Origin of the sequence: Solwaraspora sp. WMMD1047 (assembly GCF_029626155.1) — a bacterium.
Taxonomy (GTDB): domain Bacteria; phylum Actinomycetota; class Actinomycetes; order Mycobacteriales; family Micromonosporaceae; genus WMMD1047.
On sequence record NZ_JARUBL010000001.1, the window covers coordinates 4,643,483 to 4,655,502 of the forward strand.

At 71.3% G+C, this 12,020-nt stretch carries 8 protein-coding genes; 2 read left to right on the forward strand and 6 right to left on the reverse strand.

Annotated elements, in window-relative coordinates; genetic code table 11:
• Positions 1-40: 40 nt before the first annotated feature.
• The 4 genes from O7627_RS21095 to O7627_RS21110 all read right to left on the reverse strand — a co-directional run bounded on the left by O7627_RS21095 (position 41) and on the right by O7627_RS21110 (position 5,900).
• Complete coding sequence (locus O7627_RS21095) at positions 41-1,573, reverse strand: arylsulfotransferase family protein (RefSeq protein WP_278095226.1); 1,533 nt, start codon at positions 1,571-1,573, stop codon at positions 41-43.
• 55 nt (positions 1,574-1,628) lie between these two features.
• The gene (locus O7627_RS21100; protein WP_278095227.1) at positions 1,629-2,753 is read right to left on the reverse strand and encodes an FG-GAP-like repeat-containing protein; all 1,125 of its coding nucleotides are present in this window, start codon (positions 2,751-2,753) and stop codon (positions 1,629-1,631) included.
• Positions 2,754-4,809: 2,056 nt separating this feature from the next.
• On the reverse strand, positions 4,810-5,016 hold the full coding sequence (locus O7627_RS21105) for a DUF397 domain-containing protein (protein WP_278095228.1): 207 nt from the start codon (positions 5,014-5,016) through the stop codon (positions 4,810-4,812).
• A complete protein-coding gene (locus tag O7627_RS21110; RefSeq protein WP_278095229.1) occupies positions 5,013-5,900 on the reverse strand; it encodes a helix-turn-helix transcriptional regulator in 888 nt (295 codons plus the stop codon). Before O7627_RS21110 ends, O7627_RS21105 begins: the two co-directional genes overlap by 4 nt.
• Positions 5,901-6,632: 732 nt before the next feature.
• Between O7627_RS21110 and O7627_RS21115 the strand changes: the two genes are divergently transcribed.
• Positions 6,633-6,884, forward strand: a complete 252-nt coding sequence (locus tag O7627_RS21115) for a hypothetical protein (RefSeq protein WP_278095230.1) — start codon at positions 6,633-6,635, stop codon at positions 6,882-6,884.
• Between the two features lie 49 nt (positions 6,885-6,933).
• Entirely contained in the window at positions 6,934-7,464 is a 531-nt protein-coding gene (locus O7627_RS21120) for a DinB family protein (protein ID WP_278095231.1), read from the forward strand.
• A 160-nt stretch (positions 7,465-7,624) separates the two neighbouring features.
• Here O7627_RS21120 and O7627_RS21125 read toward each other — a convergent pair whose 3' ends face one another.
• Both O7627_RS21125 and O7627_RS21130 read right to left on the reverse strand, forming a co-directional pair.
• Positions 7,625-9,103: a PLP-dependent aminotransferase family protein gene (locus tag O7627_RS21125; protein ID WP_278095232.1), complete on the reverse strand. Its 1,479-nt coding sequence runs from the start codon at positions 9,101-9,103 to the stop codon at positions 7,625-7,627.
• Between the two features lie 245 nt (positions 9,104-9,348).
• A complete protein-coding gene (locus tag O7627_RS21130) occupies positions 9,349-12,009 on the reverse strand; it encodes a glucosidase (RefSeq protein WP_278095233.1) in 2,661 nt (886 codons plus the stop codon).
• Positions 12,010-12,020 lie beyond the last annotated feature (11 nt).

Consider the following 12,020-nt stretch of genomic DNA (forward strand, 5'->3'; position numbering starts at 1 on the left):
CCGGCTGCTCGTTCGCGCGCGGCTGCTCGTTGGCACGCGGCTATTCGTCGGCGGTCGGCGGCGGGACCGGGACGACGGGTGAGGAGGCCAGCGGGCGGCCGGTGCCGTCGAGGGCGTCGGCGACGACGAAGGCCAGCGGGCCGCCGACGGTGATCGCGGTCTCGAAGCCGGTCCGGTCGGCCTCGCCGAGCACGGCGAGCCGGTCCGGCTGCGGCCCGCCGCGTACCTGCCAGCTCGCGACCTCAGTGGCGCCGTTCCAGCTCACGTGAACGGTGACCGCCGCACCACTGCCGGCCCGGACCGCGACCGCCGGCTGGTCGGTGGGCCGGCCGCTCCAACCGAAGCGGTACGCCCGGTAGGAGCCGTTGTCGGCCGGCAACCGCCCGGCGAGCCGGACCGACCCGTCGGCGGCGTGCTCGGAGAAGTAGGGCTGTTGTCCCCACCCGACGAACGACGCACCGCCGGCCAGCTCCTGCACCCCGCCCTGGGTCGGCGCGAGTGCGGGCTCCGGGTACAGCAGCTCACGGACCGGGGCCACGGTGCGCGCCGATTCGTCCACCGCCAGGATCAGCCCGCGGGACTGGTCGGCCTCGGTGGTGATGCCGGCCCGGTTGTCGAAGAGTCCGAGGGTGCCGTCGGCCCGTCGCCGGGCGTCGTGCTGCCACGAGAACTCGGCGCCCGGGGCGATGGCGAAGTCGCCGCGTTTGCCGCCGAGCCGCCAGCGCACCTCGCCGGTGGACCGGTCGATCTTGTAGATGGTCCAGGTGTGGCGGGCGGAGACGAGCAGGTGGTCGTCGTGGTCGACGGCGACCGAGTTGGCGTGGAAGAAGTCGTACGGCCGGCGGCCCTGCTCCCCGGTCGGCACCGGGGCGTACGACTCGGCCAGGTCGACGTGGTCGCGGGCCTGCCACCGCAGCACCGCCTCACCGGTCTCGATGTCGACCTCCTGGATCACGCCGTCGTAGAGCGCCCCGTCGGCCACCCCGCCGACGGCCGAGAGGTCTGCCGAGACCGGCTCGTAGACGAAGAACAGTGCGGTCCCCCGGTCGGTGAGGACGAAGTCGTGCTGGTCCGCCGGTACCGCGCCGTCCGCGCGGATCCGGGTGATCTCCCGGTACGAGGTGTCGGCGATCACGAACTCGCCGGCTCCCACCCCGAGTCCGGGTGCGATCACCCCCTCCCACCAGGTCAGCACCGGCTCGTCCGCGAGGGTCTGGACGCGCAGGTCGACCGCGACCTCGGCCGGCCCGGAGACCTGCCGAAACCAGACCGGCGCGCCGGTGTCGTCGACGATCAGCGGACCCCGGCCACCGGCCCCGGCGGCCGGGGTCAGAAAGGTCATCCCCGGTGTCGGTGCACCCGAGACGGTCACCGAGACGACCGGCACCCGCAGGTCGGCCCGGGTGGCGAACTGGTGGATCTGGCCGCCCGCCGGGGCGGCACCGGTCTCCGCTGTGGTCGTCTGCCGGCCCAGGGCGTACCCGCCGGCGCCGACCGCCCCGGCGGCGACCAGGCCGCCGCCGGCGGTGAGCAGGCGGCGGCGGGTCAGCCGGGGCCGGCTGTCGGATTCCATGGCCTTACCTTGCCCAGGCAAGCTGGACGGAACACCAACGGCGGCTGAGTGAAACCTAACTGCCCGCCCCGGCGTGCGAATACCTGCTTCGGATCTGAACCGAGCTCGCGGCCTTCCGGCCGCCGGGCTCGGTGATCTGGTAGACGATCCGGTCGGTGCCTAGGTGGTTAGGGTTCGGCCGGTAGCTGATGCGGCGGTCCGGGGTCACCGTCGCCAGTCCGTGGCGGGGCGCCACCGTGATGGTGAGGGTGGCCTGGCTGGTCACCCAGTCGTTGGCGAGCACGTCGATGCTGATCAGTTCGGCGTCGGTCCACGGTGCCCAGTCGGCGACCGCCGCCGGCGCGGCCTGGAAGGTGCCGTCACCCCGGTTGAGGTGGTGGGTGACGCGACCGTTGATCGCGTTGCGGGTCCGCACGTCGGGCGCCCGGTCGCCGTTGGCGTGCACGACCTGTGCGGTCCAGTGGTGCTCCCCGTCCGGGTCGTTCTCCAGCCGGCTGACGTGGCCATCGTCGCGGACCACCGCCACCCCGTTGGCGAATCCGCCGCATTCGGAGACGCCGGCCACCAGCAGGTCGGCGGCACCGTTGTGGTTGAAGTCGCGAACGGTCGGCGTCACCCACCACGCACACCACGCCACCGGGCCGGGCACCAACCCGCCGGCGCCGTCGCTGAGGTAGCTGGCGAACCCTTCGCCCTGGTCGGTGTACTGGTAGATGTCCTGGCGGCCGTCGCCGTTGAAGTCGGCGGTGCCGATGAAGCTCGGCTGGAACATGGCGCCCTGCACCGCGCCGACGACCTCGAAGTTCCGCACGATCAGCAGGTTGTCCCGGGTGGGGCTGCCGGCGAACCAGCCGAGCACGAGCTCCGGCCCGTCCTGCCCGTCGAGGTCGGCGGCGGTGCCCATGTCCGGGCAGTAGCCGCCGCCCTCGACCATCTTGACGTAGTCGCGGGCCACCGCCGGCTCATACCCGCCGCCGGGCCGCCCGGCCTCGAACGAGATGGTGCAGCCACCCGCGTCGGTCGACCGGCCCTGTGGCGTCGCCCGGTCCGCGATCCCGTCCCCGTTGAGGTCGGCGACGATCGGCGCCTCCAGCCCTCCGGCCCGCGCGGGCGGAGCCAGGGCCTGCACGGCAACGTTCACCGCGACCGCGACCACCAGGACAACACTTCTGATCCGCATGACAGTCCTCTCAGCCCGCCGACCCGGCGCCGGCGCGACTACCGGGACATTAGGCGGCCATGCCGGACAATGGGCCGCAAGTTGCCTTATGGCATCTATCTGACATACCCCTCCAGGATTAACGCCGTCCGCGCATCAGCCACCCCGACCCGAGCCCCAAACCACAGCCCTCCGAGCCGTCCCATAGCGCCGCCCAACCTCCCGAATCGTCAGCCGCCGTCCAACTTCCGTGGAGTCGAGACACCGCCCGCCTCCCACGGCGTCGAGACACCGCCCGCCTCTCAAGGCACCAGGCGCCGTCCGACCTCCGAAGGCACCCAGCATCGTCCAACTCCCTGACGCTGAGACACCGCCCCACCTCCCTGACGCTGAGACACCGCCCCATCTCCCTGACGCTGAGACACCGCCCGACCTCCGCAGGCACCAGGCACCGTCCGACCTTTGGGCGGCCCTTCAACATCCAGGAAGACACGCCGGCCGAGGTCGTCGGGTCGTCGGGTTCGGTAGACGTGGCGGCGATCGGCGGCGGACCGACGGTCGAAGATCCGGAATGCTGGTCGCGGCGGTGATCGCCCCGGCGGCGCAGGCCGGTAGCGGCCAGCGCGCGTCATGAGGCGCGGCAATGACGAGCTGCGGCCACGGCGGACCTTCGAGGCGACCGTTCCGGTGCCCCTGGATGAACAACAGCCGGCTACGGCGCGACGGATGCCGGTTGCTGATTGTTTCCTGTCCCTTGTCGGATGACACGTCACCGCGTTCGGCCGAACCCGAGGCATTCGTCGATCGCGGCAGGCAGCGGTTGGTCGGCGGGACGGTCCGCTTCTGGAGCTGAGGCAAGGGCCACCACAGCGATTCGGGAAGGCCACGCTCTCGGAAGCCGGACCCGCGACACCCGAGCCAACATGTGCGCTACCCGCAGGAACCCCGCCCGCAGGAGCCCGACCCACAGGAACCCCACCCACAGGAGCCCGACCCACAGGAGCCCGACCCACAGGAGCCCGACCCGCAGAAACCCCACCCACAGGAGCTGCGGTTGTCGGAGTCAGGCTCGTGGAGGTCGAGGCGATGCGAGTGCCGTGAGGGTTGTGGTGGCTGCCAGCCGAGTTCACCGGCGCAGCAGCACCAGCGCGATCGCGGCCTGTCGGCTGGTCGATTTGCACGGTTCCGCTCGCTGTCGCGAGGGCATGTGACCTGGCTCGGGCGTTGCGGGCGCGTTCGGCGTGTCGACGATTGAGGCCCCAGGCCCGGTGCCGTTCATGGACGCGGCGGAACTCTTCATGACCGGGGCAGTAGTTGCGGGACGCCTTCCGATCCCGCATTCTGGCCAGCTCCGACCCGGTGAACAATTGCAACTGCCGCATAGCAGATATTATCTCGCGTCGACGCGACTTTCGCTGTCCCGAACCGGCTTGGGAGCGATTTTTTACCGCCGCTTGGGCGCCATCTTCTGGCAGCCAGCAACGTTCCACAGATTCTTGCAATTCTGACGGAACTCGGGCCCGTCGAAACATGCGCAAGGTCGAATCGGCTCTCTGGATGACGCGCTCCAACCGTAGGAGCGCAACTGGGTGCCTTGGCCGCTGGCCGGCGCTCCGGTTGCGCTGGGCGCCTCGACCGCCGGCACGACGCATGGTTCTACCGACGCTCCAGGACGCCGCAGCGCTGGGACTACCAAGAGCACGGCCGCAGTCGTGCTTCCAGGGCACGGCCGCAGTGGCGCTCCCGAAGCGGGGCCACGCACCGGCGCCGCCAAAGCGCGACCACAGTCCTGCCAGGGCACGGCCGCAGTGGCACTGCCAAATGCGACCACAGTCTGCTGCCAGGGCACGGGAGCGGTGGCGCTGCCAGGGCACGGGAGCGGTGGCGCTGCCAGGGCACGGGAGCGGTGGCGCTGCCAGGACACGGGAGCGGTGGCGCCGCCAGGACACGGGTGCGGTGGTGCTCCGGGGTTGTAGGCGTGCTGGTGTTGCCCGGGCAGGTGATGGCGGTTTCGGTGGTGGGGGCGTGGCGGAAGCGCTGTGTCAGGGGGCGACGGGTACCTGCGGATGGACGGGATTCAGGGGGAGGTCGACGGGGGGTGACGCAGGTCGGTTACGAAGGTCGACCAGGCGGCGGGAGTGAAGACGAGCACCGGGCCGGTCGGGTCCTTCGAATCGCGGACGCCGATCAGGTCGGCCAGTCCGTCCGCCACCTCCACGCAATCTCCGCCGTTGCCGCCGCTGCGGGAACTCTTGCGCCAGACGGCGCCGGTCAGATCGGTCATGACAGCTCCTTGATGATCGATCCCATCATCTCCCGCGATTCTCCCTCGCCGAGCGCGGCGATTTCCAGGTCCTGCCAGGCCGTCTCGTAGGCGGCGATCTCCTCCGGCCGGTCGAGGTAGAGCGCGCCGGTCAACGCCTCGCTGTAGACGGTGGGTGGCTCGGTGGGGTCGCCAGCGAAGTTGGTCGGGAACTCCAGGATGGTGAACGCTCCGGCCACCGCCGCGCGGGTGGGGCCGGCGGCGAAGGGCAGGACCCTTATCGAGATGTGCGGCGCCTCGGAGGCGGCCCGCAGCGCCCGGAGTTGGGTGGTCATGGTCGCGGCCCCGCCGAGCGGCTGCCGCAGCACGGCCTCGGAGAGCATCACCCGCAACACCGGCGGGGCGGGCAGGGCGCGGACCAGCAGCGCCTGGCGCTCCTGCCGGACGGTGACCGACCGGTCGAGGTCCTCGGCGGTGATGGCCGGCTGATGCATTCTGAACAGCGCCTCGGCGTAGGCCCGGGTCTGCAGCAGGCCGGGGATCAGCACCTGCTCGTATTTGCGGATGTGGTTGGCGGAGGCTTCGAGGCCGACGTAGAGCTCGAACCACTCGGGGATGGCATCCAGGTAGGACTGCCACCAGCCCTTGGCCTTGGTCTCCTTCGCGAGCGCCACGAGGGCGCCGGTCAGGTCCGGCGGGGCGGCGTAGACGCGGCACATGCCCTCGACGTCCAGCGAACGGATGCGCTCCTGGCCGCGGCCGGTCTCGATCCGCCAGACCTTCTGCGGGGAGATCTCCAACCGCTCGGCGGCGTCCTTGACGGTGACATGCGCCCGCTCACGCAACAGGCGCAGGTGCCGACCGAGTTGTCGACGCGGAACCGTCGATCCGACCTCCGTCGTCATGATCACTTCCCTTCCATTCTGGAAGACCGGGAATTGCAGGTGGCGGAGGCGATGTCTCAGCACCTCGTAATCCTTTTCGGAATAAGAGATCAAGTCAATATTTGTGGGCGATTCCGTTGGCGGCGGGGTTGTTGAGACCGCTGAAGACGACAAAGCATCACGGGTAGCGGGGCGGCGGGTACGCGAGCATCGGCAAGCCCGTGCCCGTCGCGCCGCATCCAGACCGCCGCGCATTTCCCGACGACGCGGTCCGATATATCGGGAGGGAATTATGTTTCGCATTCCGTGGTGGCGTCCGCGCCGCGACTCCGGTCCGGTGCCGACGAAGCTGCGGCACCGGCGGGACTGGTCGCGCAGGGGCCGCTGGTGCAGTTGTGGCCTGCGCTGGCAAGGCTGCCCCGACCGGCCCGACTCCGCCATCGAGGAACGCTGGCGCGCCCGACTCGGAAGGCCCGAACGCACGAAGGTCAGCCAGACGCACCAACCCGCACTGACTGTTAAGGCATCAGGGGTGGCTGTACCTCGGTACCCGTCGACCGCCTCCGCTGATGGCGGGACGCGGTGGGCGTACCCGGTTCGGGAAATGGTCACCGGCCTGCCGCCCCGGCCGCCGCGCGTGCGACCCACGAACCGGGGTCCCGCCGGCGCGGGGACGGGCCGGGACGGGCGGACGAACCACGGGCCGATGGATTCCGCGCCGGCTCCGCTACGCGCCGATGACCGCGCCAAGCGGTGAGCGGGCCACTGGTCCAGGTCGGCGACGTGATCCGGGTGGCCGAACAGGACTACTGCTTCGGGATCGGCGAGTTGCGGATGCGGATCACGGTCGTGCCGGCGTCGGCGCAGATCCCCGGACTGGAATGGGTCGAGTTGGTCGGCACTCCGCTGGTCAGCAGCCGCCCGGCCGGGCCGGAGCGGGCGGCGTTGATCCGGGTGGCCGCGCTGCGGGTGCCCGGGAGCGTACGCCGTGTCACCGGGGCCTGAACCTGACGGCGGCACCCGTGGATCCATTATGGGCGGTACGGTCTGGGGCGTGCAGACACCATCGGAGCGGGTGCCCGCTCTCCTCGACGGCCCCGCAGTCGACGTCACCGACCCCCGGGAACTGCTGACCGGCTACCTCGACTGGTACCGCGACGCGCTCCGGCGCAAGATCTCCGGGCTCTCCGACGAGCAGCTCCAGACCCCGGTGCAGCCGTTCGGCTGGTCGCCGCTCGGCCTGGTCAAGCATCTCGGCTGGGTCGAGCGGCGCTGGCTGCGGTGGGGGTTCACCGCCGAGGACATCGCCGGCTACCCGCCCGGCGGGGACGCCGCCGAGTGGGACGTCAGCGGCCAGACCACCCGGGCCGTGCTGGCCGGCTACCTGGACGAGGTGCAGCGGTCGCGGGCGATCATCGCCGCCGCGGACCTGACCGACCAGGCGCGGGTCGGCGGGCGGTTCCCCACCGCCGACCAGGCGCCGGCGCTGGGCCGGATCCTGTTCCACCTGCTGCAGGAGTACGCCCGCCACCTGGGTCACCTCGACATCGCCCGCGAACTCATCGACGGCAAGACCGGCGAGTAGAAGGCGCGCTGATCGGGGGCGTACCGGCCATTGTCCTCATGATCATGTCGCGCTCAGTCGTTCAAAATGGACGAGATACACGGCTGGGTGCGCCATGATCATGGCGGTCGGCAGTGCGGGCGTGTACGGGCGTTGGGTGGGGTTGACAGGGCCTGGGGGGTCAGGCGGCGGAGGCGTTCCGCAGGTGGTGGCGGAACAGGTGCAGCCCCTCCTCGATCCGCTCGGCCGGGATCGCGCCGTACCCGAAGACCAGGCCCGGCCGGCTGGACCCGGCGGCGGCCACGTGCGAGAACGTGAGCACCTCGACCCCGGCCGCGCGGGCGTCGGCCAGGACCCGGCCGATCCGGTCCGCGACTCCGTCGCGCAGGAACGCGCCGAGGTGCAGCCCGGCCGCGGACGGGATCGGCTCCAGCCAGGGTGCCAGGTCGCCGCTGAGCGCCGCGGCGACCAGCTCGTGCCGCCGCCGGTAGACGTTGCGGCTGCGGCGCAGGTGCCGGGCCAGCCCGCCCTCGTCGATGAAGCGGGCCAGCGCGGCCTGGGTCGGCAGGCTGGTGTGCCAGTCGGTGACGAACTTGGCCGACCGCAGGGCGTGTCGCAGGGTCGGCGGGGCGACCAGGAAGCCCAGCCGCAGGGTGGGCAGGAGCACCTTCGAGAACGAGCCGGCATAGACGACCCGGCCCTCGACGTCGAGGCACTGCAGCGGCTCCAGCGGCTGATCGGTGTAGCGGAACTCGCTGTCGTAGTCGTCCTCCAGGATCGCCGCGTCGTGCCGGCCCGCCCAGCCGAGCAGCGCCAGCCGCCGGGGCAGCGACATCGCGACCCCGGTCGGCATCTGGTGCGACGGGGTGACGTAGACCAGCCGCGCCTCGGGCGGCAGCGCGTCGACCACCAGCCCCTGGTCGTCGACCGGAACCCCCACCACCCGGGCGCCGAGCGACTCGAACAGCAGGCGGATCAGACGGTAACCCGGTTCCTCGACCGCCACCGTGTCGCCGGCGGTCAGCAGCACCCGGCCCACCAGGTCGGCCGCCTGCTGGGTGCCGTTGGTGACCAGCACGTCATCGGGTTCGGCCCGGACCGCCCGGGACAGCCCGATGTGCCGGGTGATCGCCGACCGCAGCCCGGCGTGCCCGCTCGGCTGGTCGGGCAGGCCGTTACCCACCCGCGAGGCCCGCAGGTCCTGGTTCAACAGCCGCCGCCAGGTCGCGAACGGGAACTGCCGCACGTCCGGCATGCCGGGCCGGAAGTCGAACCGGGGCGAGCGGGACAGGTCCGGCGCGGGCGGAATCCGATTCCAGACCGCCCGGGGAGCCAGTGCTCCGCGTGTCCCGGGATCGGTCGGTGGTGCCGGCTCCGATTCAGGACCGGGGACGGCCGGCCCGGGCCGCTCCCCCGCGGGCGGTGGACCGCTCACGAAGGTGCCGGCGCCCGTCCGGGTGGTCAGCAGACCCTCGGCGGCCAACCGCTCGTACGCGGTGCTGACGGTGTTGCGGGACACCCCGAGGCGGGCCGCCAGCGTCCGGCTCGCCGGCAGGACGTCGCCGGGGCGCAACCGCCCGGCCAGGACGGCGGCGCGCAGCTGCTCACGGATCTGCGCGACAAGATTGGTCCGTCCGGTCAGCCGGACATGCAGATCCACCCGTCGATCCTAAATGGCCCACAACAGATCGGCCGAAATTGGCCCTATGGCTCGGACGACCGATCGGCGCGGCCCGGCTCGCGGTCATCGGCGAGTGGCACCGGCCAACTGGCCGTGAATTGGCTCTACGTCCCGAGCCGGGTGGTTTCTACCCTCGATCGGGAGGCGCCGGCCGCCAACGGGGGCGCGGCGGGTAGCCATCCGGGCCCGGCCTCAGGGGGAGGCCGGGCCCTCCCCCGATCCGGTCAGCGGCGGACGGTGAGGATCAGGTCGGCGACCAGGGCGGTCCAGCCGGTCTGGTGCCAGGCACCCAGGCCGGCGCCGTTGTCGCCGTGGAAGTACTCCGGGAAGGCGATCAGGTCCCGCCAGTCCGGGTGCCGCTGGAACAGGTCGCAGGCGCCGTAGATCGCCCGCCGGCCCCAGTCGTCCCGGGTGAACAGGGAGATGAGCCGGTTGGACAGGTCGTCGGCGATCGCGGTGAGGGTCTGCTTCGTGCCGGACCTGGTCGGATACTCGATGAGCAGGTCGTCGCCGAAGAAGGCCGCGTAGTCGCGCAGCGCCGAGATCAGCAGGAAGTTGGTCGGCATCCAGATCGGGCCACGCCAGTTGGAGTTCCCGCCGAACAGGCCGCTCGTCGACTCGGCCGGCTCGTAGCCGACGGTGAAGTCCTGGCCGCCGAGCGAGACCGTGAACGGCTTGTCGAGGTGATACCGCGACAGCGTCCGCAGCCCGTACGGGGAGAGGAACTCGTCCTCGTCGAGCATCCGGGCCAGCAGCCGGACGATCTGGTCCGGGCCGACCATCGACAGCAGGCGTTGCTGACGGCCGTCGCCGGCCAGCCGGCGGGCGCCGATCACCTCGGCGTACTCCGGCTTGTTGACCAGGAACCAGCGTAGCCGGGCGGCCAGCTCCGGCAGCCGGTTCAGCGTCGCCGAGGTGATCCGGGTGGTGGCGGCCAGCGGCAGCAGCCCGACCACCGACCGGACCTTCAGCGGCACCTGGCTGCCGTCGGGCAGCCGCAGCACGTCGTAGAAGAACGAGTCGTCCTCGTCCCAGAGCCCCTGGTGGTAGGCGGCCGCCGCGATGTAGGCGAAGTGTTCGAAGAACTTCGTCGCGACGTCCTGGTAGGACGGATCGTGTACGGCAAGGGCCAGCGCCATGTCGAGCAGGTTGAGCGCGTACATGGCCATCCAGCCGGTGCCGTCGGACTGCTCCAGCGTGCCGGCCACCGGCAGCGCCGCCGACCGGTCGAACGGGCCGACGTTGTCCAGTCCGAGGAAGCCGCCCTCGAAGACGTTGTTGCCGCCGGTGTCCTTCTGGTTCACCCACCAGGTGAAGTTGAGCAGCAGCTTGTGCAGCACCCGGGCCAGGAAGTCGTAGTCGCGGCCGCCGTCGATCTCGAACACCTTCAACGCCGCCCAGGCGTGCACCGGCGGGTTGACGTCGCCGAACGCCCACTCGTACGCCGGCACCTGCCCGTTGGGGTGCATGTACCACTCGCGCAGCAGCAGCAGGAGCTGGTCCTTGGCGAAGCCCGGGTCGACCCGGGCGATGGTGACGCAGTGGAAGGCCAGATCCCAGGCCGCGTACCAGGGGTATTCCCAGGGGTCGGGCATGGAGATCACGTCGAAGCTGTTCATGTGCCACCAGGCGTGGTTGCGCCCGTGCCGGCGGCCGGCCGGCGGCGGCGCCGCCCCCGGGTCGCCGTGCAGCCACTGGTGCACGTCGAAGTGGTAGAACTGCTTGCCCCACATCAGCCCGGCGATCGCCTGCCGGGCCACCGACGCCTCGTCGCGGCTCGCGGCGGCGGGGATGAGGCGGTCGAAGAAGGCGTCCGCCTCCAGCTGGCGGGCCGCCACGGTGGCGTCGAAGCCGGCGCCCAGGTCGAGCGCCGGCGCGGGCGCGGTGCCCGGCGGCGGGGAGGTCAGCCGCAGCCGGAGCCGGATCTGCGTCTGGCCGCCGGCCGGCACGTCCAGCACGTAGTGCAGGGCACCCTTGGTGCCCTCGCCGGCCGGGTTGACGGTGTCGGCGCCGTCCACCACGTGGTCGTTGATCCCGTCCTTCGGGAACCGGCTGCGGCCCGGCAGCCCCCACAGCCGCTCGGTGTTCGTCTCGTTGTCGCAGAGCAGCGGGGTGGGCTCGCCGTCGCCGGCCAGCACCAGCTGGCCGAGCACCCAGTGCTGACCGACCAGCCGGGCGCCGTCGGCGGTGATCTTCGGCACCTGGTCGCGGCCGGGCAGCCCCCACGACCAGGTGTTGCGGAACCAGAGGGTGGGCAGGACGTGCAGCCGGGCCGGCTGGTCACCCCGGTTGGCGACGGTGATCAGGATGCACATGTCGGTCGGGGTGGCCTTGGCGTAGTCGACGGTCACCGCCCAGTACCGGTCGTCGTCGAAGACCCCGGTGTCGACCAGCTCGTACTCGTTGTCGGCCCGACCGCGCTCGGCGTTCACCGAGACCAGTTCGTCGTACGGGAAACGGGCCTGCGGGTAGTGGTAGCGCCAGCGCATCCAGGAGTGGGTCGGGGTGGAGTCCTGGTACCACCAGTACTCCTTGACGTCCTCGCCGTGGTTGCCGCCGTCGCCGCCGAGGCCGAACATCCGCTCCTTGAGGATCGGGTCGACGCCGTTCCAGAGGCCGAGGGCGAAGCAGAACGTCTGCCGCTCGTCACAGACGCCGGCCATCCCGTCCTCGTTCCAGCGGTAGGTCCGCGACCTAGCATGATCGTGCGGGAAGTAGTCCCACGCCGTACCGTGCTCGCTGTAGTCCTCGCGTACCGTTCCCCAGGCCCGCTCCGCAAGGTACGGGCCCCAACCCCGCCAGTTGAACTCCCCGGAATCGGCCTGGGCCAGTCGGGCCCGCTCCGCGTCCTCGATCATCCTCTCCCGCTCGACCACACCGGCCATTGTCCCCGAAC

Excerpts from the sequence above, each read along its gene's own strand:
- O7627_RS21110 (WP_278095229.1), bottom strand. The coding sequence starts at position 5,900 with ATGACGACGGAGGTCGGATCGACGGTTCCGCGTCGACAACTCGGTCGG.
- O7627_RS21100 (WP_278095227.1), bottom strand. The coding sequence starts at position 2,753 with ATGCGGATCAGAAGTGTTGTCCTGGTGGTCGCGGTCGCGGTGAACGTT.
- O7627_RS21095 (WP_278095226.1), bottom strand. The coding sequence starts at position 1,573 with ATGGAATCCGACAGCCGGCCCCGGCTGACCCGCCGCCGCCTGCTCACC.
- O7627_RS21105 (WP_278095228.1), bottom strand. The coding sequence starts at position 5,016 with ATGACCGATCTGACCGGCGCCGTCTGGCGCAAGAGTTCCCGCAGCGGC.
- O7627_RS21130 (WP_278095233.1), bottom strand. The coding sequence starts at position 12,009 with ATGGCCGGTGTGGTCGAGCGGGAGAGGATGATCGAGGACGCGGAGCGG.